15 protein-coding genes, 1 tRNA gene and 1 pseudogene are annotated in these 21417 nt (G+C 63.8%); 13 read left to right on the forward strand and 4 right to left on the reverse strand.

All coding sequences use genetic code 11. The annotated features are described in order from the left end of the window. Position 1: 1 nt before the first annotated feature. A complete protein-coding gene (locus tag SK1NUM_RS07320) occupies positions 2-841 on the reverse strand; it encodes a PAC2 family protein (RefSeq protein WP_212327252.1) in 840 nt (279 codons plus the stop codon). 173 nt (positions 842-1014) lie between these two features. On the opposite strand from SK1NUM_RS07320, the gene SK1NUM_RS07325 reads away from it, so the two are divergent. From SK1NUM_RS07325 to der, 10 genes and pseudogenes are all read left to right on the forward strand, one after another. Beyond that, positions 1015-3888, forward strand: coding sequence for a CshA/CshB family fibrillar adhesin-related protein (locus SK1NUM_RS07325; protein ID WP_212327259.1), 2874 nt, complete (start codon positions 1015-1017; stop codon positions 3886-3888). 72 nt (positions 3889-3960) lie between these two features. Further along, entirely contained in the window at positions 3961-5376 is a 1416-nt protein-coding gene (locus tag SK1NUM_RS07330) for a SpaH/EbpB family LPXTG-anchored major pilin (protein ID WP_212327261.1), read from the forward strand. 15 nt (positions 5377-5391) lie between these two features. Further along, on the forward strand, positions 5392-6381 hold the full coding sequence (locus SK1NUM_RS07335; protein ID WP_212327263.1) for a class C sortase: 990 nt from the start codon (positions 5392-5394) through the stop codon (positions 6379-6381). Between the two features lie 18 nt (positions 6382-6399). Then, complete coding sequence (gene nudC, locus SK1NUM_RS07340; RefSeq protein ID WP_212327265.1) at positions 6400-7239, forward strand: NAD(+) diphosphatase; 840 nt, start codon at positions 6400-6402, stop codon at positions 7237-7239. A 65-nt stretch (positions 7240-7304) separates the two neighbouring features. Beyond that, positions 7305-10724, forward strand: coding sequence for a methionine synthase (metH, locus tag SK1NUM_RS07345; RefSeq protein WP_244980216.1), 3420 nt, complete (start codon positions 7305-7307; stop codon positions 10722-10724). Positions 10725-10730: 6 nt separating this feature from the next. Further along, positions 10731-12289 (forward strand): annotated as a pseudogene (locus SK1NUM_RS15560) (HAD-IA family hydrolase). Beyond that, a complete protein-coding gene (locus SK1NUM_RS07360; RefSeq protein ID WP_212327273.1) occupies positions 12289-13356 on the forward strand; it encodes a prephenate dehydrogenase in 1068 nt (355 codons plus the stop codon). The pseudogene SK1NUM_RS15560 and the gene SK1NUM_RS07360 overlap by 1 nt, the downstream one beginning before the upstream one ends. Next, entirely contained in the window at positions 13349-14011 is a 663-nt protein-coding gene (cmk, locus tag SK1NUM_RS07365) for a (d)CMP kinase (RefSeq protein ID WP_212327275.1), read from the forward strand. The genes SK1NUM_RS07360 and cmk overlap by 8 nt, the downstream gene beginning before the upstream one ends. After that, on the forward strand, positions 14004-14333 hold the full coding sequence (locus tag SK1NUM_RS07370; RefSeq protein ID WP_212327278.1) for a hypothetical protein: 330 nt from the start codon (positions 14004-14006) through the stop codon (positions 14331-14333). Before cmk ends, SK1NUM_RS07370 begins: the two co-directional genes overlap by 8 nt. A gap of 107 nt (positions 14334-14440) precedes the next feature. After that, positions 14441-15778 (forward strand): ribosome biogenesis GTPase Der, encoded by a 1338-nt coding sequence (der, locus tag SK1NUM_RS07375; RefSeq protein WP_212327280.1) that lies wholly within the window; start codon positions 14441-14443, stop codon positions 15776-15778. Positions 15779-15811: 33 nt separating this feature from the next. On the opposite strand, the gene SK1NUM_RS07380 is transcribed toward der, so the two are convergent. Continuing rightward, complete coding sequence (locus SK1NUM_RS07380; protein ID WP_244980193.1) at positions 15812-16507, reverse strand: SDR family oxidoreductase; 696 nt, start codon at positions 16505-16507, stop codon at positions 15812-15814. 13 nt (positions 16508-16520) lie between these two features. Then, a complete protein-coding gene (locus SK1NUM_RS15220; RefSeq protein ID WP_263407070.1) occupies positions 16521-16655 on the reverse strand; it encodes a hypothetical protein in 135 nt (44 codons plus the stop codon). A gap of 230 nt (positions 16656-16885) precedes the next feature. Between SK1NUM_RS15220 and SK1NUM_RS07385 the strand changes: the two genes are divergently transcribed. Together SK1NUM_RS07385 and brnQ are read left to right on the forward strand one after the other, a co-directional pair. Then, complete coding sequence (locus SK1NUM_RS07385; protein ID WP_212327282.1) at positions 16886-18151, forward strand: alpha-hydroxy acid oxidase; 1266 nt, start codon at positions 16886-16888, stop codon at positions 18149-18151. A gap of 302 nt (positions 18152-18453) precedes the next feature. Continuing rightward, on the forward strand, positions 18454-19914 hold the full coding sequence (gene brnQ, locus SK1NUM_RS07390; protein WP_212327284.1) for a branched-chain amino acid transport system II carrier protein: 1461 nt from the start codon (positions 18454-18456) through the stop codon (positions 19912-19914). Positions 19915-20000: 86 nt separating this feature from the next. On the opposite strand, the gene SK1NUM_RS07395 is transcribed toward brnQ, so the two are convergent. Further along, a tRNA-Pro gene (locus tag SK1NUM_RS07395) sits at positions 20001-20074 on the reverse strand. A gap of 118 nt (positions 20075-20192) precedes the next feature. On the opposite strand from SK1NUM_RS07395, the gene SK1NUM_RS07400 reads away from it, so the two are divergent. Next, positions 20193-21401: a L,D-transpeptidase gene (locus tag SK1NUM_RS07400; protein WP_212327286.1), complete on the forward strand. Its 1209-nt coding sequence runs from the start codon at positions 20193-20195 to the stop codon at positions 21399-21401. Positions 21402-21417 lie beyond the last annotated feature (16 nt).

Genomic DNA, 21417 nt, shown 5'->3' on the forward strand with positions numbered 1-21417 from the left:
ATCAGCCCGCTTCGCCGCCCCGGTTGCGGAGGTAGCGTTCGAACTCCGCGGCGATGGAGTCGCCAGTGGCGCCCTCCACGTCGGAGGCATCGCGGGCCTCCTCCAGTTGTTCGATGTACTCAGCCACGTCGGGATCCTCCGCGCTCAGCTCATCCACGGCCTGCACCCACTTGCCGGCCTCACTGAGCAGATCACCGGCTCCGAGGCTGGCGTCCAGGACCTGCTCCATGCGGCTGAGCAGGGCGTGCTGGCCTTTCGGGTTCGGGGGAGTGGCGACGTAGTGGGGAATGGAGACCCACATGGATGCGCTGGGGAATCCCTCAGCGATCAGCATCTGGTTGACCACGCCCGTGATGCCGGTCGGCCCCTCGTAGGTGAGTTCCTCGATGGCGAGGCTGCCCCTCAGCTGCGAGTCGTAGGTGTACATGGCGACGGGAAGGGGACGCGAATGCGGGGTGTCGCTGAGCATGGCTCCCAGCAGCAACACCATCGACGGCTCGTAGCGTTTCAGCCTCTGGACCAGCTCGCGTGAGAAGCTGCGCCACAACTGGTTGGGCTCGGGACCGACCACGATGATCAGATCGCGTTCCGGGAGGCGCACCCGTTGGAGGGTGATGCGGGGCCATTGGATCCAGGGCCCGTCAGGGGAACGGCGCAAGATCGGACGGGTCACTTGGAAGTCGAAGTAGTGTTCGTCGTCGATGGTCTCGAGCTCAGACGAGGGGTAGTGCTCCATCAGGTGTAGCAACGCGTCGCTGGCCGCGTTGGCCGCGTCGTTCCAGCCACTGAAGGCGATCACGACGGCCGGGTTTGTGAGGTCCTCGGGCCGGGGGTGCTGCATCCCTCCAGTCTATTGGCCCTGCCGGTGACCTCAAACCGAGCGGGTCGGCAACGATTGACAGGGGTGTTGACCGGGATTTATGCTCGCCAAGGAGTTTGGGGGGATCAACTCTGTTGCATGGGGTATTCCGTCCATTTCCGAACAATGTTCGACGCCGAGCCGGAAAGGCGCCCATGAAATTGCTGAAACGCATCGTGTTCGGCATGCTCGCCACCCTTGTTGCGGCCGTCGGTGGCATTGTTCTCATCCCGCGGCCGGCGCAGGCCGACTACGCCACAGGCGGCCGGGGTTATTTCGTCAAGTCCGTGGTTTGGGCCGAGTGGGGGAACAAAGGCGACATCATTCCCACCTCAGGGCTCACGAAAACTCAGTACACGCAGGTCGGCAGTACGACAATCGCCCTCGAATGCACTTTGTCACAACCGGATTCCGGCAGTGGGTACGGACACGATCAGAAAACCACGCTGGATGTCTGGACCGCGGGAAGCTGGCGGAAGGACGGTTTGGACGACCTCTACAACCGTGGCGGCACGGGCACCAACAACCGGATGACCAGTGCCATTCACACCAAATATTTCAGGACCACGGTCAGTTTCAAGGTTTCCTGCTCGGCTATCGTTTCCGGCCCGGGTTTCCCAGCGGGAGGGCAGCGTGTTCCGGTGGACGGAATGGTTGTGGCCGATGCCGAGTCCAGCGATCCGAATCCCGACGAATACATCAAGGTGGAAACCAGCAGCAATGCCCAGTGGCGGGTCCTGGACCGGATTCGCGACACCAGTTGCACATCGACGACGCTGGCCCAGCAAAGCACATCGGGAGGATCACGAACCCTGACGCTTCTCCCGGGCGGCGTGACCTGTCCCAACACCGGCCCCACCGTCGCCATGGTTGCCAGCAATGTCTCCGAGGCAACCATCACGATGTTCGGTCAGGGACAAGCGGCAGCAGCTGTGGGCGCCGTCATCAACCTCGACTACGGCGATGCTCCCATCAGCTACGGAGCCGCAGCCGCGCAATACCTGACGGGCTGGAACGGTTCATCACTTTCCGACGGCACCACCGATGCCTTCAGCACCAGACTGGCATGGCCACCCAGGAACCCCGACGTGATGCTGGGCAGACGCATAGACCCCGAACCGGTCAACCCCGTGAACGGTGACGGCACTCAGGACGACAAGAACCCCGCCAGCCCGAATGATGAGGACGCCATATCGGGAACACCGCTCTACCACGTGATACAGGGCGGGGGAACCGCCACCCAGGAGATCATCTGCACGGGCCAAGGCCACAACCGCGGCTGGGTGGACTGGAATCGCAACGGGGTCTTCGACGAGGCGGAGGCATCCGACACGGTGCAATGCTCCGGGGGCAAAGCCACCCTCACCTGGTCCATCCCGGGGGATGCGGTCACCGGGAACAGCTACCTGCGACTGCGTGCTGCCGCCACTGCGGATTCCCTGACGAGCCCCACGGGATTGACCGTCACCGGGGAGGTCGAGGACCACAAGGTTCAGATCAGCACCTACGAACTCGAGATCTCCAAAACCTCTGACGCCCTGGCCGGGAAAAAGTTCGCGGGCGACGAGGTGGCCTATACCGTCACCGCGAAGAACCCGAGCAGAACCCCTTTCACCGACACCAGCCCGGCCTACGTCTTCGACGACCTGAGCGGGGTGGTCGACGACGCCACCGTGATCACGAACTCCCTGCAGGCCACCGTCGGGAGCAGCAGACGCGGTGATGTGGTCTTCGACTCGAACACGAGCAGGATTGCCTGGCAAGGCACGTTGGCCCCCAACGAGACACTCACCCTGACCTATCGGGTGCGTCTCAAGGTCGGGGGAGACCGTGACCTGCGTAACGTCGCCTGGGGACAGGCGGGTGTTGCCACCCCTGCGACGAACGTGACCTGCGAGGACCGCACAGCGGAGGGACGTGACAGGGTGACGAACCACCCCTGCGCCGCCGAACGGTACCAGCTGATGTCGCTGCTGAAGACCTTCCAGAACAGCTACGACCCGGCCCCGAACGCCGCGGACTGGACACTGACCGCTACCGGAAACTTCGGTGGCGAAACCGGCGACACCGAACGTGTCGTCCCGGGGAACACCGCCGTCACCAACACGAACACCTTTGTGGTGCCAGTAGGGGAGTCCTTCCAGTTCGAGGAAAAGGCGGCTCCGGAGGTCATGAAGGGGTACGAGTTCCTGAACTCCGGGCTGACCGCCGTGGGCGGGAGTCAGGTGGAGCTCGTCAACAGGGACAAACCCGCCTCCGCCAAGTGGACCAAGACCGACAGCGAAACCGGCGAGCTGATCGGGGAATCCGAGTGGACACTGAAAGGTCCCACCGCCCCCGGCGGACTGGTGATCACCGACTGCATCGCCGCCGACCGCAGCCTGTGCACGGGACCGGACAAGGATCCCGGGGCGGGTTCCTTCCTGCTGGAGGAACTGAAATGGGGGGAGCACACACTGACCGAGGTCGCGCCACCACCCGGGTACGTGCTGTCGAACTTCTCCGAGCAGATCGTCCGGCTCAGCAGCACCGACACCGGCTCCGAACCTTTCGAGATCGGCGCGATCCCCAACGATCGCCTGCCGGGATCCATCTCCTGGCGGAAGACGGAATCGGGAACGACGAACCCACTGGCCGGTTCCGTCTGGAAACTGACGAACGCCTCTAGGGTGACCATCACCGACATCACGGACTGCGTCGCTCCGGGCAGCTGCTCGGGACCCGACAAGGATCCCGCCCCCGGGTCGTTCCGGGTCGAGAGGTTGCCGTGGGGCACCTGGACACTCACGGAGACCGGTGCGCCGCTGGGCTACCTGCTGACCACACGGGAGGAAACCCTCCAGATCGGCTCGCAGGCCGTGCACCAGACGGTGAAGGAACCGTTCGAGAACACCCGTGCCCCGGTCCCGGTGCTGCCACTGACCGGAGGCACCCCGAGCGATATCTACTACTACTCGGGTGGCGGCCTCCTGGTGGTTGCGGTGGCACTGGTCTTCCTTGGGCGTAATCGGAGAAACAAGCACCCGTGAGCCTGCGGCCTCAGCGGGATCACAGGCGAAACCGTCGATCGACGTCGGCGGAGAAAAGATGGAGGGAATCAGATGACCACTCGAGAGAGACCTGGCAGACGGCTGCTGGCGCTCGCCGCTGCCCTGGCCGTCGGCCTGCTGGGGGTTGCGGCTCCGGCACGGGCCGACTCCGCCAACATCGACCCAGCCCGCAGGGCGAACCTGACGCTGCACAAATGTGTGCAACCCGATACCCCAGGTGAGGCGGCGGACGGCAAGGAGCAGCCTGGCGCCAACTGTACCCCGATCGACGGGGTGGAGTTCACGCTCTACAAGGTCGACGACATCGACCTGACCACCCCTCAGGGGTGGGAGACCGCGAAAAACCTGACGGCTCCAGAATCCGGCACGATGGTCGGCGGCCATACCTCCAGCCAGATCTCTGCAGTCACGACGACCTCTGGGGGAATCGCCGGCTGGCAGGGCCTCGACCTTGGCCTCTACCTGGTAGCCGAGACCAGTACCGGCGCGCCGGATACCAAGGTCGTGCTCGGCAGCCGGCCGTTTCTGGTCACCCTGCCCTACTACACCACCGACAACACCTGGAACTATGACGTGCACGTGTATCCGAAAAATTCGGTCGCAGGCATCGAGAAGACCGTAGACGACACGATCGCCCAGGCGGGGTACGGCGGCAACGACGTGAGATGGACCGTAACCACCGACATCCCGCACAGTGGCCAGGGGACCGAGATCAACAGCTACGTGATCACCGACAGCTTGCCTGCAGGCCTGACCCTCGACAACACCCAGCTCAGGCTTGCCCTAGACACTGGCGAGGGGCTCACCGAGGGTTCTGACTACACATGCAGCGGCGCACTGACTTGCAGTTTCCTCGGGGACGGGATAACGAAACTGAGGGCCAATGGTGGCAGGAAGGTGGTCATGACGCTGATCACTGACGTCTCCGACATCGGCCAGGCGGATCAGGGTGTCTTCACCAACACCGCCACGGTGGAGATCAACGGGACAGCGTCGGCCGAGAAGACCGCCAGCACCACCTGGGGGCAGCTCACTGTCTATAAGTATGACGGCGCGAATGAAGGTTTCCTGGCGGGAGCAAAGTTCAAGCTCTGCACCAGCGAGGATTGCCCTGCGCAGGACGTCGCCCTGGACGAGATGGCCACCGGGGCCGACGGCAAAATCCTCTTCCCTATCGTGCGTCCCGGCACCTATTACCTGGTCGAAACCGAGGCGCCGGCTGGATACATCGCAGCCGCTCCCCAGCAGGTCACGGTCACCGCTGGGCTCACGGAAGTCCCGGCAGCAGTCACCAGCACCGGTAAGAACTACATCCCCGTCGCCAACACCAAGCAGACTGTCCCACAACTGCCGCTGACGGGCGGTACCGGTCAGGTGGCTCTGGCGGCTGGTGGCATCGGCCTGCTAGCGATCGGCGCTGTGGTGATGCTCCTGGGCCGGGCGGCCGCACGCCGCAAGCAGGTCTGACGGGACTGTTTGAGGATGAGGACACATCCCCGCCGGCGTTCACGGCGCTGGAGGCCCAGCCTCGTCACATGGCTGGCTGCGTTGTGTGCCCTGGCGGGGATCGTGCTTCTCACCTACACTCCGGCAGCCTCATGGTTCTCTCAGTACCAGCAGTCACAGCTGGTCGATACCTACAACGAATCGCTGCGCAAAAGGGCACAGACCTTCGGGGAGGACCAGGCTGCTCTCAGTGAGGCCCTGGTAGCGGCCCGTGCCTATAACGACAGACTCAGGTCCGGGGCAGTCGTCGCACCTGACACCAATATCCCCCAGAGCGCCGGAGATGTCTCGGGCAATGAGTACCACCAGCTGTTGCAGGGCCCTGCCGAGATCATGGCTCGCATCAGGATCCCAAGCATCGACGTGGATCTTCCCGTGTACCACGGCACCTCCGACCTCACCCTGCTGCGCGGAGCAGGACATCTCCAGGGAACCTCGCTGCCGGTGGGAGGCGAGTCCACCCACTCTGTGATCACCGCTCATCGCGGCCTTGCCGAGGCCACGATGTTCACCAACCTCGACAAGATGCATGCCGGGGACACATTCACCATAGAGGTGATGGGGGAGGTGCTGGTCTATGTGGTGCGCCAGACCCAGGTGGTGGCCCCCGAGGAGCAGGAGGCCTTATACCCGCAGGAGGGGCGCGACCTGGTAACGCTGGTCACCTGTACCCCGCTTGGGATCAACACCCACCGCATCCTGGTGACAGCTGAGCGCGTGATACCAACCCCGCAAGAGGAGATAGACAAGGCACTCCAGGACTCCGGGCTGCCGCATTTCCCATGGTGGGCGGTCTCCTCCGGAGGCGCCGTGGTGTCCGTAACCCTCTGTCTCTGGCGCGCTGGCTGGCGTGATGCCCGGCTCCGTGAGTCCCAGAACCCCGCTAGGCCAGCTGCCTCTTCAGGAGCCGAGGACCTGCCGGATGCCGCTGGGGACAGCAGCCTCACGGATGAGCTTTGCGGGTGATGTGGATAGTCTCGAAGAGTGAACCACTGGAATGCACCGGCAATCCTGGACCGGCTCGAGGAGGTACGTGGCCGGGCCCGGGAACTCGATGTCCTGGCCCGGGACCTAACTTCTCGGTGCCTACGGCTTGGCCCGGGACTGGAGTTCCCCGTGGAGGATGGGCATCTTGTGACAGAGCCCTTCGACGGCACCATGCTGCCGGGCGACCTGCTCCTCGGACGCATGGACGGCACCATCTGGTGGGCGCGCGACGATGGCGTGGGGGGAGCCGATCTGCGTTCCCTCGACCTCTCCCCGGGGCACACGCAGGTCGCGATGATGGCGACAGCCCTGTTCGAATGGCACCGGAGCAGGCCGGCCTGCCTCACGTGCGGGGGCGCCACCGCACCTGACCGAGCCGGGACGGCACGCCGGTGCCTAGAATGTGGCCACCAGCTCTTCCCCCGGACAGATCCTGCCATCATTCTCGCCATCACGGATCCCCAGGACCGTCTGCTCCTGACGCACTCCCGGCACTGGCCCGGCAACCGTGTCTCCGTGCAGGCCGGGTTCATCGAGGCCGGGGAGTCCGCAGAGCAGGCCTGTCACCGGGAAGTACGCGAGGAGACCGGCCTGTCCATCCGGGACCTGCGTTTTGTCGGAACCCAGCCCTGGCCTTTCCCGCGCTCCCTGATGCTGGGATTCGAGGCCAGGAGCGACGGTACAGAGCCCCAGCTGGATGAGGAGGAACTCGCCTGGGGCTCCTTTCACAGCCGGGACGAGCTGAACCGTGCCCTGGAGAGAAAGGAGGTCACCCTTCCAGGGCACATCTCCCTGGCGCGCCAGCTGATCGAGGACTGGCGTGGACGCGGCAGGTAGTATGACCCGCCGTGACCACTCTTCGTGACCTGCTGAACTCTCGTGTCCTGGTGGCCGACGGGGCCATGGGAACCATGCTGCAGGCTCAGGGCGACCTCGACCTTGAACGTGACTTCCAGGGTCTTGAGGGTTGCAACGAGGTCTTGAACGTGACCCGCCCCGACGTCGTCGCGGCAGTCCACCGCGCCTATCTGGAGGCGGGATCTGACTGCATCGAGACCAATACCTTCGGCACCAACCTGGCTGCGCTGGCCGAGTATGACATCGTGGACCGCCTGGCGGAGCTGGCTGAGGCCGGGGCCCGGATCGCTCGGGCGGCAGCGGACGAGTTCACCGACAAACCGCGTTTCGTACTCGGGTCGGTGGGGCCAGGCACGAAGCTGCCGAGCCTGGGGCACGTCACCTTCGCCAGTATCCGCGATGCCTACCAGAGCCAGGTGGAGGCGATGATCGTGGGCGGAGTCAACGCCGTGCAGATTGAGACCTGCCAGGATCTCCTCCAAGCCAAGGCCGCTGTGATAGCGGCGAAACGTGCCCGGGAAAAACTCGGGGTGGACCTGCCAATCCTCGTCAACGTCACCGTCGAGACCACCGGCACCATGCTGCTCGGCTCCGAGATCGGGGCTGCGCGCTCCACGCTTGAGGCGCTGGGCGTTGATGTGATCGGCCTGAACTGCGCCACGGGACCCGCCGAGATGAGCGAGCACCTGCGGTACCTTTCCCGCCACGCCGGCTGCGGGGTCGGGGCCATGCCCAACGCGGGCCTGCCGGAGCTGACCCCAGAGGGAGCCGTCTATCCGCTGGGTCCCGAGGCCCTGGCCGAGGCTCTGGCGACTTTCCTGGATGAGTACGGGCTGTGCATGATCGGTGGTTGCTGTGGCACCACGCCAGCTCACATCCGGCTGCTCTCGGAGCAATTCAGCGGCCGTCCGGTACGGCCCCGTGACGTAACGGTGGAGCGGACCTGCTCATCGCTGTACGTGGAGGTCCCGTTCCACCAAGACCTCAGTTACCTCAGCATCGGGGAGCGCACCAATGCGAACGGTTCCAAGGCATTCCGTGAGGCGATGCTGGCCGGGAACACCGATGACTGTGTCGAGATCGCCAAGGGCCAGGCCCGGGATGGTGCGCACGTGCTGGACCTGTGCGTCGACTATGTCGGCCGGGACGGCAGCAGCGACATGCAGGAGCTTGCCGGGCGCCTGTCGACCGCGGTCACGCTGCCGGTGGTCCTGGACTCCACCGAGCCGCAGGTTCTTCAGGCGGGCCTCGAGAAACTCGCCGGCCGCTGCATCATCAACTCTGTCAACTACGAGGACGGGGATGGTCCCACGTCCCGGTTCGGGAGAGTGATGCCGCTGGTCGCGGAGCACGGTGCCGCCGTGGTGGCCTTGACTATAGACGAGGAGGGCCAGGCCCGGACCGCCGAGTGGAAACTGCGGGTGGCCTCGCGCCTGATCGATGAGCTGACCGGCGCCTGGGGGATGGACATCGGCGATATCCTCGTCGACTGCCTGACCTTCCCCATCGCCACTGGGCAGGAGGAGACACGGCGTGACGGCATCGAGACCATTGAGGCAATCCGGGAACTGAAGCGCCGCTACCCCGGGGTGCGGACCACCCTGGGTGTTTCGAACGTTTCCTTCGGCCTGAACCCGGCGGCCCGCATGGTGCTGAACTCCGTGTTCCTGCATGAGTGTGTCGCGGCCGGGCTCGATTCAGCAATCGTTCACTCGGCGAAGATCATCCCGATGGACCGGATTCCCGAGGAGCAGCGGGAGGTCGCCCTGGACCTGGTCTGGGACCGCCGCCGTGACGGCTACGACCCGCTGACCCGCTTCCTCGAGCTGTTCGAGGGCGTCACAGCAGCCTCAGTCCGTGCATCCCGGGCTGCTGAGCTGGCTGCCTTACCCTTGGAGGAACGTCTACGACGCCGCATCATCGACGGCGAGGCCAAGGGGCTTGAGCCTGACCTCGACGAGGCCCTGGCGGGGAAGGCGGCTCTCGACATCATCAACGAGGACTTGCTGGCGGGCATGAAGGTGGTCGGCGAGCTCTTCGGCTCCGGCCAGATGCAGCTGCCGTTCGTCCTACAGTCCGCCGAGGTGATGAAGGCCGCGGTGGCACACCTGGAACCTCACATCGACAAGGTGGAGGGCGGCAGCGGCAAGGGCACCCTCGTGCTCGCTACTGTCCGGGGTGATGTCCATGACATCGGTAAGAACCTCGTCGACATCATCGTCAGCAACAATGGTTACACCGTCATCAACATCGGGATCAAGCAGCCGATCCAAGCCATCATCGACGCCGCTGAGACGAACGGGGCTGACGCCATCGGCATGTCTGGGCTGCTGGTGAAGTCCACGCTTGTGATGAAGGACAACCTCGCCGAGCTGAACCGTCTGGGGCTGGCGGAGAAATACCCGGTGATGCTGGGGGGAGCCGCCCTGACCCGGGCCTTCGTGGAGCATGACCTGAACGACATGTTCGAGGGCGAGGTGCGCTACGCCAAGGACGCCTTCGAAGGGCTGGCCCTGATGGATGCAGTCATGGCGGTCAAGCAGGGCATCCCGGGGGCGAAACTCCCCGAACCCAAGAAACGCCGCTACAAGAAGACCGAGGTGGCCGAGAGGCGTGAGATCGACACCCGGCGTTCTGAGAATGTGGAACGCCGCGTTGACGTACCCACGCCACCGTTCTGGGGAACCCGGGTCGTCAAGGGCCTGCCCGTAGCGGACGTCGCACAGTGGCTCGATTATCGCGCCACCTTCCTGGGGCGGTGGGGGCTCAAACCCGTCAAAGGCGGTCCCAGCTATGAAGAGCTCGTCGCCACAGAGGGCCTGCCACGCCTTCGAATGTGGCTGGAACGCATCACGACGGAGAAACTGGCGAATTTCTCCGCGGTCTACGGTTATTTCCCGGTTCACAGTGAGAACAACACCCTGATCGTCGGTGACCCCGCTGATCCGGCCAGGGAGATAACCCGGTTCGACTTCCCCAGACAGCGGCGGGACTCGCGTCTGTGCCTGGCGGATTTCTTCCGCGATGCAGACGAGGTCCGGGAACTCGGCCCTGATGTACTGGAGATGCAGCTTGTCACGATGGGGTCGGAGGTGGTGCAGGGCACCAAAAGACTGTTCGAGGCCAACCGCTACCGCGAATACCTCGAATTGCACGGCCTGTCCGTGCAACTGACCGAGGCGCTTGCTGAGTTCTGGCATCACCGGGTACGCACTGAGCTGGGCTTTGCCGCCGAGGAGTCGACCACCGAGGAGGCTATCCGCGACCAGGCCTACCGGGGATCTCGCTACTCATTTGGCTACCCGGCCTGTCCCAAGATAGAAGACCGGGCGAAACTCGTCGCGTTGCTGCGGCCCGAACGTATCGGGGTGGAGCTCTCGGAGGAGCTACAGCTGCACCCGGAGCAGTCAACCGACGCGATGGTGGTGCATCACCCCCAGGCGAAATACTTCAATGCCAACTGAGCAACGATGAGAGAACGACGACTGCGCGCGGTGCTGTGGGATTTTGACGGCACCCTGGTCAACTCAGAACCGATGTGGATCGAGCATGAGAAACAGCTGCTCGCCCGCTATGGGGTCTCGTGGCCCGAGGAGCAGTTCAAGGACCAGATCGGCGAGCCTGCCGCCACCACCGCACAGCGGATCTCGGAATCCTGCCGGGGACTCATTACCGCAGCCCAGGCCTACGAGGAGCTGCACGCGCGTATCTGCGAGCGGTTCGCTTTCGGTGAGATCCCGTTCCTTCCCGGAGCCCGGGAACTGCTGACCGATATCCGGGCCAACTGGATTCCATGTGGAATGTACACGGCCAGCAACAAACGCATCATGACGGTGGTCGCCACAGCGATGCCCGAGTTCGAGTGCATTGTCGACGGCGATGACGTCCAGCGTCCCAAGCCGGATCCAGAGGGATATCTTCAGGCGATGCGCAGGATGGGCGTCACCGCGGAGGAGGTCATTATCATCGAGGACTCTGTGCCTGGGGCCGATGCTGCCTCCGCCACAGGGGCTGTGGTCCTGGCGGTGCCGCTTCTGGGCAGTCCGCGGCCGGCCCCGCGAAGAGTGCTTCGTGAGGGCGGGCTGACAGGACTGGATTTCGCGGGGCTGGAGAAGATCTGGAGGGGTCAATGGTGAATCTGTCGGGCGTCCGGACGGGCCCGCTTGAGGTGGGGGAGCGGGTGACACTGATCGATCCCAAGGGACGTAGGAAGTCTGTGGTGCTGAGGGAAGGCGCGGTCTGGCACACGACCAAGGGCGCGGTCAGCCACGACGAGCTCATCGGTGGCCCCGAGGGAGTGACGGTGCGCTCTGTGGGTGGCACCGAATACCTGGTGCTGCGTCCCCTCATGAGTGAGTACATGGTCGGCATGCCACGCGAGGCGGCGGTCATCTATCCCAAGGACGCCGCGCAGATCATCATGTGGGCCGACATCTTCCCCGGCGCCCGGGTCCTGGAGGCCGGCGTCGGATCCGGAGCCCTTTCACTAGCGCTGCTACGCGTCATCGGTCCCGAAGGCAGGTTGTACTCCTACGAACGCCGGCAGCAGTTCGCTGACGTCGCCCGCAGGAACGTCGAGAACTTCCTCAGCGGGGAACACCCCGCCTGGGATCTGACGGTGGGTGACCTGGCCGAGGTGATCGCTGACGAGCCGGTCGATCGCGCCATCCTGGACATGCTGGCGCCTTGGGAGTGCATCAACACGGTGGGGGAACAACTCATCCCAGGTGGGGTGATCTGTTGCTATGTCGCCACCACGACACAGCTCGGCCGGGTGATGGACACCTTCCGTGCTCACGGTGGTTTCACCGAACCCACCGCCACCGAGACAACGGTACGTGACTGGCACGCCGAGGGTCTTGCCATTCGCCCTGGACACGGGACCTCCGCGCACACCGGTTTCCTGGTTTTCTCGCGGCGCCTGGCCCCTGGGGTCAGCGCTCCGGTCCGTAAACGACGTCCGGCCCCTGGGGCTTATGGCCCTGACTACCAGGGGCCGAGGCCATTGAACATGCCGGAGTCTCGCTGATGAGAGTGAGGATCGTCGGGGCTGGCCTGGTGGGGTCATCTCTGGGAATGGCACTGGTCCGTGCTGGAGCGGACGTCCTGCTAGAAGACCTGAACCCATCGCATGCCCGAGTGGCGGCTGGGCTGGGAGCAGGACGGGTTGCTTCAGATGATGAACCTGTGGATATCGTGGTGGTGGCCTCACCGCCAGCCACGATCGCAGAAGCCATCATCCGGATGCTGGAACGCCATCCGGAGGCGGTCGTGACGGACGTTGGGTCGGTGAAGTCCTCTGTGATCCAGGCGGTGGTGACCAGCAGCGAGTGTCCTGACCGCTACGTGCCGGGTCACCCGATGGCGGGTTCCCAATTCAGCGGCCCCTTGACCGCTTCTCCTGATCTGTTCATGGACCGGACCTGGGTGGTCACTCCGCAGAGTGGGAATGCCCCCAAGGACGTGGAGTCGGTTCGCGGATTGGCGCGTTCGGTCGGCGCCCGCGTGGTGGAAATGGACGCGGAACTCCACGATGAGGCGGTGGCACAGGTCAGTCATGTGCCGCACCTGATGAGTATTCTCACCGCCTCGCATCTGCGCGGCGTGCCGGGGGAGCACCTGGCATTGGCGGGGCAGGGCATCCGGGACGTGACGCGTATCGCCGGTTCCGACCCAGGCCTGTGGCGGCAGATCATAACGACCAACTCACCAGCCATCCGCAAGGAACTGATCGAGGTGGCGGCCGACCTCGACTACTTGATCGGGGTGCTCGACCGTGACGAACCTCTGGAGGCCTTCCTGGCGCTCGGCCAGCATGGTTCCCTGGCGCTCCTCGGCAAGCACGGGCAAGAGCCGAAGGAGCTGGCGGCAGTGACCGTCGAGATCCCCGACGAGCCGCGCGCACTGACCCGGCTGTTCGCCGATGTCGGGGATTTCGGCTTCAACGTCGAGGACTTCGAATTGAATCATGACGCCGTGCGTGAGGTGGGATACCTGTCCATCTCCGTTGAGCGCCCGCAGGCCGAGCAGCTCCGGAATAACCTGGATTCCCGCGGCTGGCGGGCTTGGCTGGACAGGAGGGCGTCCGATGGATGAACTGGTGATCGCGATAGATGGACCGAGCGGAGTCGGCAAGTCATCGACGGCAAGGCGGGTGGCAACAAAGCTTAGGCTTGGTTATCTCGACACGGGCGCGATGTACCGGGCGGTGGCGTATGAGTGTCTTCGGCAGAGGATTTCCCGCGACGACGAGAACGGGATCCGAGCGCTTGTGAGGAACGCTGATCTCCGGATCACAACAGATCCCAGCGCACCCAGGGTGAGCATCAACGGCAGGGACGTGACCCAGGAGATCCGGCAGCCGGAGATCTCCGCGGTGGTTTCGGCGGTTGCTGCGGTCCAGGAGGTGCGCCGGATACTGACCGCCCACATGCGCCAGATCATCACGGAGCAGGAACGGCGCATCGTCGTCGAGGGCCGGGACATCACCACCGTGGTTGCTCCAGATGCCGAGGTCCGGGTGCTGCTGACCGCTGACGCCAAGGCACGTATCGGCCGCCGCACAGCTGAGCTCGGGGAGCGGGCAGATGAAGCAACGATCACTGACTCCATCATCCGGAGGGATCACGACGACTCCGCCGTCTCCAACTTCACCGAGGCCGCGTCCGGGGTGGTCGTCATCGACTCCACGCATCTGAGTCTCGACGAGGTCGTCGAGGCCGTCATCGCATTGGTGCCTGCTCATGGCTGACCCTCTCGATGTCCTGGTGTTCTACGTTCCCATCCCGCAGACAGAACAGGTGCTGGAGGCCTTGTTCGCCGCCGGGGCGGGACGCATCGGCAACTATGACTCCTGTGCTTTCGTGGCGTCTGGAGTGGGTCAGTTCCGTGCTTTGGTAGGGGCCAACCCCACCATCGGAGAGGTGGGTGAGCTTGAACTGGTGGCGGAGAACCGGGTGGAGCTTACCTTTGCCCGGCCGCTGCAAGGGAAGGTCATTGAGGCATTGAGGAAGGCGCACCCCTACGAGGAGCCCGCGTTCCACGTCGTGGAGAACGCAGCCCACGATCACTGAGCTCCAAAGGTCAGCAGGGAACGCGGCCGGGACACCAGATCGCCCTCCAGCCCATGTGAAAAGGCTCAGGTACGATGAGGCGCTGACTCGCTGATAGGAGGCACGACATGAGTGAGGAGTCCACGATCAAGCCAGTGGTGGCGGTGGTGGGCCGGCCCAATGTCGGCAAGTCAACACTGGTGAACCGCATCATCGGTCGCAGAGAGGCCGTGGTGCAGGATGTCCCCGGCGTGACGCGTGACCGTGTCTCCTACGACGCGAACTGGAATGGTCGCGAGTTCGTGCTGGTGGACACCGGTGGCTGGATCTCGGATGCCCGGGGCATGGCGCAGCAGATCGCAGAACAAGCTGAGCTGGCCATCTCGATGGCCGACGCTGTGGTGTTCGTGGTCGATGCCACGGTGGGCACCCTCGACGAGGATGATGCGGTGGTCAGAGTGCTGCGACGCTCGGGGAAGCCCGTAATTCTGGCGGCCAACAAGGTGGACGACCAGCGCCACGAGGCCATGGCCGCGACCATGTGGAACCTCGGCTTAGGGGAACCCTACCCCGTCTCCGCCATGCACGGCCGCGGGTCCGGCGATCTTCTGGATGCACTGCTGGCCGCTCTCCCGGAGGCACCCCCAGAGCGCTTCGAGGAACTGGGCGGGCCACGGCGGGTGGCGATCGTCGGAAAACCCAATGTCGGCAAGTCGTCGCTGCTCAACAAACTGGCCCAGCAGCAGCGTGCGGTGGTGTCAGATGTCTCCGGGACCACTGTGGATCCGGTCGATGAGATTGTTGAGGTTGGTGGTACAACCTACCGTCTCATCGATACTGCGGGCATCCGTAAGCGGGTCAAGGAGGCATCGGGGCACGAGTTCTATGCCAGCCTACGCACCCAGAGCGCCATCGAAAGGGCGGAGGTCTGCGTGGTGGTGGTTGACGCCTCGGTGCCGGTCACGGATCAAGACCTACGTATCCTCACGAACGTGGAGGAGACGGGCCGGGCTCTGGTGATCGCCTTCAACAAGTGGGACCTCACGGACGACGAGCGCCGCCGCTACCTGAACCGTGAGATCGAGCGTGATCTCGTTGCCTTCCAGTGGGCCCCGGTCGTCAACATCTCGGCGCTGACGGGGCGCAACGTCGACAAACTGAGCAAGGCCATCGAAGCTGCGGCAGAAGGTTGGGAGACACGCGTCTCCACTGGGAAGCTCAACGCCTTCCTGGGACGCCTGGCCGCTGCTCAGCCGCATCCCGTGCGTGGTGGCAAGCAGCCTCGTATTCTTTTCGGTACCCAGGCGCAGAACTGTCCGCCGACGTTCGTGCTCTTCACCAGCGGCCAGTTCGACGCTACCTATGTGCGTTTCATCGAGCGTCGGCTCCGTGAGGAGTTCGGTTTCACCGGCTCACCGGTCCACATCGAGATTCGCTCCAGGGAGAAGCACAAGAACCGATCCTAAACCGGGTTCCAGCATGTCTTCTCGGGGCCTGACTCATCCTCGGTGTAGAAGCTCGGTGAGGCTCAGGGGCGGCCTGCCGGTCAGAGACTGGACGCTGTCGGAGACCACATCCAGTTCTCCCAAGGCGATCGCGGTGTAGGTGGAGACCCAGGCGTCGACCTCCCAGCCAGGAGCGCCGTAGTGGGCGCGTGAAGCATACGCCTCCTCCAAGCTCTCGTCCTGATAGGTGACCGGTTTTCCCCATACCTCGCCGATGATGCGGGCGATGTCGTTCAGGGAGAGAGCCTGCGGCCCTGTCATGTCGTAGGCGCATCCCTCATGCGGGGCGGGGTTGCGCAGGACCGCGGTTGCCGACCGCGCCACGTCTTCCCGGGACACCGCGCCGACCCTACCGTTTCCGGCAGGGCCCCGGATCACGCCGTTCTCGCCCACCACCTCGGGGAAGAAGTCCAGGTAGAAGGAATCACGGAGAAATGTCCAGACGATGCCCGACTCGCGGATGTGCTGCTCGGTGTACCAGTGATCGCGGGCCAGGGTGAATGTCGCATCCGGCTTGGCCCCCAGGAAGGAGGTGTAGACGATGTGCTTGACCCCGGCAGCGGCTGCTGCGTCGACGAAAACCTCGTGTTGCTGTACCCGCTCCGGGCTTTCCCCGGCTGAGACCATGAACAGCACATCGACGCCGGCGAGTGCCTCCCTGGAGGCTGCGGCATCGGAATAGTCCGCCACTGCCAGCTGCCCCTCAAGCCGGGGCGCCCGGCTGGGATTGCGTACCAGCAGCCTCAGCCGGGGGGGTGAGATCCTGCAGCTCGGTGGCCACGGCACCCCCGATTCTTCCCGTTACCCCTGTGACGGCGATCGTTGGCTGGTGCGTCATTGAAGATCTCCTCTCTCGACTACACGATTGTGTCAAATGCCTTCAAGAGACAAGCGGAACATCGCCCGGTGGCCGGTTGCCCTGGAAAGCCTCGACAAGCGGAGCTGGGGGGCGGTGAGCTTGTCCTCAACCAATTACGGTATATTCGCTTACTGTAATTTCCGACGGCGACGTCGAACCGGCGTTGTCGCCAGATGACCTAGCAATCAGCCCCGAGGAATGAGGTCTTCATGGTAAAGCGCCAGTTTCCGAAGCCCAGCGAGATATTCGACCTGCTGCACTTCAAGAAACCAACCCTGAATGCCAAGAAGCGGCGTCTCCAGGACTCCCTGACGATCTGGGATCTGAGGAAGATCGCCAAGCGTCGCACCCCTAAGGCGGCCTTCGACTACACCGATGGTGCAGCGGAAGGCGAGCTGTCCCTGGCCAGAGCCCGCCACGCCTTCGAGGACATCGAGCTACATCCCGACATCCTGCACCCGGCGGAGGATGTCGACACCTCCTGTGAGATCCTCGGTGGGCCGTCGTCCATGCCGTTCGGGATCGCACCCACCGGATTCACGCGCCTCATGCAGACCGAGGGTGAGATTGCGGGTGCAAGCGCCGCAGGTGCCGCAGGTATCCCTTTCACCCTCTCCACCCTCGGAACAACCTCGATTGAGGAGGTCAAAGCCGCCAATCCACTGGGCCGGAACTGGTTCCAGCTTTACGTGATGCGTCGGAGGGAGATCTCCTACGGCCTGGTGGAGCGGGCCAAGCAGGCAGGTTTCGACACCCTGATGTTCACCGTCGATACCCCCGTCGCGGGGGCCCGCCTCCGCGACAAACGCAATGGCTTCTCCATCCCGCCACAGATCTCCCTCGGCACTGTCATCGACGCCCTACCGCGGCCCTGGTGGTGGTTTGACTTCCTCACGACCCCCAAGCTTGAGTTCGCTTCCCTCAACTCGACGGGCGGCACGGTCGGTGAACTCCTCGACGCCGCCATGGACCCCACGATCAGCCACCAAGATCTCGACGTCATCCGCGGCATGTGGGACGGGAAGATCGTCATCAAGGGTGTGCAGACCGTAACGGACGCAAAACGTCTGGCAGACGCTGGGGTCGATGGCATCCTGCTGTCCAACCATGGCGGCCGCCAGCTCGACCGGGCTCCCGTCCCATTCCATCTCCTGCCCCACGTGGTCAAGGAGATCGGCAAGTACACCACGGTCATGTTGGACACGGGAATCATGAACGGTGCCGATATCGTGGCCTCTATTGCGCTGGGCGCGAACTTCACCCTTATTGGGCGCGCCTATCTGTACGGCCTCATGGCTGGCGGGCGCTCGGGTGTCGATCGCACCATCGCCATCCTCCGCGAGGAACTGGTCCGCACCATGAAATTGCTCGGTGTCTCCAGCTTGGCTGAGCTTGAGCCACGGCACATCACTCAGCTGACCCGCTACGTCCCGGTGCCCAAGGTAGCCCAGGACATCGCAGAGGCAATCAGCTGACCTCGGGAATCCTGGTTTCTGGACTGGCCTGAGCCCGGCGTAACCATGTGAAGAAGACTCGCGCATGAGTGTTTTTCATGGCACGCCGGGCCTGGTCGGCATGGTGCCAGGACTGGCCTATTGAGGTTAAGCACAAGCTATGGGTCCTCGAGCTTTTCACCGTAGGCCCGCGCTTGCCCTGTCCTGTGCAGTCTCACAGCGGTCTCTGTCTCCCGCCTGGCCTGAGTGAGAAGATCCCAGTGCCCCCGGGCGAGGGCTAAGACGGCGTTGATCAGGCCAAATGGCATAGAGTGACGGTCACCATGAGCAGTAAGATGGATCGTCCCTCAAACACCAGCCCCGCCACGGGAATCGTGACCACAGGTTTGATGCTCTTCGCCCTCTTCTTCGGGGCGGGCAACCTGATATTTCCTCCCCTTCTCGGCGCCACATCAGGACCTTCGCTTCCCATGGTGATGCTTGGGTTCCTGACTACCGGTGTGCTGCTTCCCCTGGCCACGATTATTGCGGTTTCCACGTCGGGCGAGGGCATCCTTGGCCTGGCCCGACGGGTCGGCTCGAGGTTCGGGCTCTTCATGCCCTTGGCGGTGTACCTGTCGATCGGTCCGCTCTACGCTGTGCCGCGGGTGGTGACGGTCGCCTATGAGCTGGCGACCCGCCCGGTCCTGGAGCTCCTGGGGATCCCCGACTCACACTGGGCGCTGGCAATACACGTGACGATCTTCCTGGCTGTGTCTATCCTCATCTCGCTGCGTCCCAGCCGGTTGGCCGACCGGATCGGCCGGTGGCTTACCCCCGCCCTTCTCATCCTGCTGGTGGTTCTGTGCGGAGCCACCCTCCTGATCGTGCAAGGGATCGACCGTCCCGCTATAGAGCCCTATGCCAGTGCCCCGTTCACCACCGGTCTCACCCAGGGCTATCTCACCATGGATGTTCTGTCTGCGAGCGTCTTCGGGATCGTGGTCATTAGCTCTTTGCGCGAGCGTGGGTTCAGTACACCCGGCAGGCTGGTGCGTGGTACGGCCGTTGCGGGTGGAATCGCCGCGGTGCTTCTGGGCGCGGTGTACATCGGCCTGGCCCTCATAGGGACCCGAACCCCGGGAGCTGTCACCACCGAGACCACGGATGGCACTGAGCTGCTGCGTACAGCTGCGTCGCTGACGTTGGGCAGGGGAGGTGTGATGGTCTTCGCTGGCATCGTGGTGCTGGCCTGCCTGACCACGGCAGTTGGCCTGCTGGCCTCTTGGGCTGGCTATGCCCACACGGCATGGCCAGCCGTCTCCTTCAACCGCCAGCTTGTGGCCGGGACCGTTGTGTCCCTCGTGCTGGCTAACCTGGGGCTGAGCGCAATCCTGACGGTCACGGCCCCGCTCACCCTGCTGCTCTACCCACTGGCGATCTGCTTGGTTGTGGTCACGCTTGTCGATGCCGTGGCACCTGGCCATCTGCGATCTGCTTATCTCTGGCCCGTGACCGTGGCCGGTGCGCTCGGCCTGGTGTCTGCCCTCAACCATGCTGGCTGGACGGCTCCCAGCGACCTGTTGTCGCGCACCGGCCTGTGGGACAACTCCACGGGATGGATCGTCCCCGCGCTGATCGCGCTGGGCATAGGACTGGTTCTGGATGTGAGAGCCGGTAGATGGTCCGCCCCTGCCAAGGATCCCCATGACACCGCGCCTGAAGTGCGGCAGGCAAAGACTGTCTCGAGTATCGACCAGGTGCTCGAACGCTACCGGGAAGAAGACAAAGACAGTGGCACCTGACGTGAGCAATCTGATTCGAGCGGGGGCACCCTGGATGTAACAAAAACCTTGGTGATGGACCGTACCCTCTCACCAAGGTTTTTACGTCGGGCTGACAGGATTTGAACCTGCGACCCCTTGACCCCCAGTCAAGTGCGCTACCAAACTGCGCCACAGCCCGATGTCGCCTCATGCGACAGCGTCGGTAGCTTAGCGGGTCAGTGACCGGATACGCGAATCGGGCCCTCAGGCAGGCACGGGATCTCACTTTGACGGGTCTCAGTCGTAGGCTTATCACCATGAACGTGCGCCTCCGCTCTCTATTCATCACCCTGGTGAGCTCGACGCTCCTGCTGTCCGCCTGTTCTCCCGGCAGCACCACCTCTGGTGAGACGTCCCAGAGCTCGACAGCCGCGGCCACCGGAGCGAATATCCCTGAAGCTGAGCCGTCGCCCACGTCCACGATGAAGGCGGGTGCTCTCAGCATCACGTCCTCGACGGATGCGGCCCTGCCTGGTGATCCGGTGAAGCTCAGCCTTGAGAATGGGACCATCACTGGTGCCACCGTGACGGGGCCGAACGGTTCGGTCGAGGGAACTTTTGACAAGGATGCCTGGATCCCTGCCAAGGCGCTCGAACTAAACACCGAATACAAGATCTCCGTGACGGCCAGCGACGGGACAACCAAGGAGGCAAGCTTCCACACCGCTAATCCCGGATCTGGCGAGACCGGCTTCCAGATGCTCTACCTATTCGAGGGCATGGGGGTGGGGATGCCCGCATACGTGAAGTTCAACCGCCCCATTCCGAAGGAATACCGGGCAGCCATCGAGCAGCACGCCAACGTCACCACCACGCCAGAGCAGGAGGGGGCGTGGGGATGGTTGAGCGACACTGAGCTGCTGTACCGCCCGAAGGAGTATTGGAAACCTGGCACGAAGATCTCCCTCGATCTGAAGTTGACCGGCGTGCAGGCCACCGACAACACCTGGTTCAAGAAGGACGTCACCGGCAGCTTCTCCATCGGGGATGTCTCGCGTGTCATCAAGGTGGACATCGCGAACTACACCACCACAGTCGTCGAGAACGGGCAGGTGGTCAACACCCTGCCGTCCACCACCGGGAAGGCGGGATTCACCACACGTTCTGGCACGAAGCTGGTGTTGGAGAAATTCGACAGCCTGAAGATGAACTCCGAGACCATCGCCATCCCCTCTGGCAGCTCTGAGTCCTACGACCTGAATGTTCGCTATGCCATGAGAGTCACCTGGACGGGCGAGTTCATCCACGCCGCCCCCTGGTCAGTGCAGAATCAGGGTAAATCGAACGTTAGCCATGGCTGTGTCGGCCTGAGTACAGACAACGCAGGATGGCTCTTCTCACGTACGAATATCGGCGATGTCGTCGAGTTCACCGGATCCGATCGCAAGATGGAACCTGGCGAGGGCATGGGAGTCTGGCTCTACTCCTGGGATGAGTGGAAGGCACTCTCGGCAGTCAGCTCATGAGCTTGGCCGAAGGCGC

It is taken from the genome of Arachnia rubra (assembly GCF_019973735.1).
GTDB lineage: Bacteria > Actinomycetota > Actinomycetes > Propionibacteriales > Propionibacteriaceae > Arachnia > Arachnia rubra.

Coding starts and splice junctions, on each gene's coding strand:
- SK1NUM_RS07320 (WP_212327252.1), bottom strand. CDS start 841: ATGCAGCACCCCCGGCCCGAGGACCTCACAAACCCGGCCGTCGTGATC.
- SK1NUM_RS07325 (WP_212327259.1), top strand. CDS start 1,015: ATGAAATTGCTGAAACGCATCGTGTTCGGCATGCTCGCCACCCTTGTT.
- SK1NUM_RS07330 (WP_212327261.1), top strand. CDS start 3,961: ATGACCACTCGAGAGAGACCTGGCAGACGGCTGCTGGCGCTCGCCGCT.
- SK1NUM_RS07335 (WP_212327263.1), top strand. CDS start 5,392: ATGAGGACACATCCCCGCCGGCGTTCACGGCGCTGGAGGCCCAGCCTC.
- metH (WP_244980216.1), top strand. CDS start 7,305: ATGGGAACCATGCTGCAGGCTCAGGGCGACCTCGACCTTGAACGTGAC.
- SK1NUM_RS07360 (WP_212327273.1), top strand. CDS start 12,289: ATGAGAGTGAGGATCGTCGGGGCTGGCCTGGTGGGGTCATCTCTGGGA.
- cmk (WP_212327275.1), top strand. CDS start 13,349: ATGGATGAACTGGTGATCGCGATAGATGGACCGAGCGGAGTCGGCAAG.
- SK1NUM_RS07370 (WP_212327278.1), top strand. CDS start 14,004: ATGGCTGACCCTCTCGATGTCCTGGTGTTCTACGTTCCCATCCCGCAG.
- der (WP_212327280.1), top strand. CDS start 14,441: ATGAGTGAGGAGTCCACGATCAAGCCAGTGGTGGCGGTGGTGGGCCGG.
- SK1NUM_RS15220 (WP_263407070.1), bottom strand. CDS start 16,655: ATGACGCACCAGCCAACGATCGCCGTCACAGGGGTAACGGGAAGAATC.
- SK1NUM_RS07385 (WP_212327282.1), top strand. CDS start 16,886: ATGGTAAAGCGCCAGTTTCCGAAGCCCAGCGAGATATTCGACCTGCTG.
- brnQ (WP_212327284.1), top strand. CDS start 18,454: ATGAGCAGTAAGATGGATCGTCCCTCAAACACCAGCCCCGCCACGGGA.
- SK1NUM_RS07400 (WP_212327286.1), top strand. CDS start 20,193: ATGAACGTGCGCCTCCGCTCTCTATTCATCACCCTGGTGAGCTCGACG.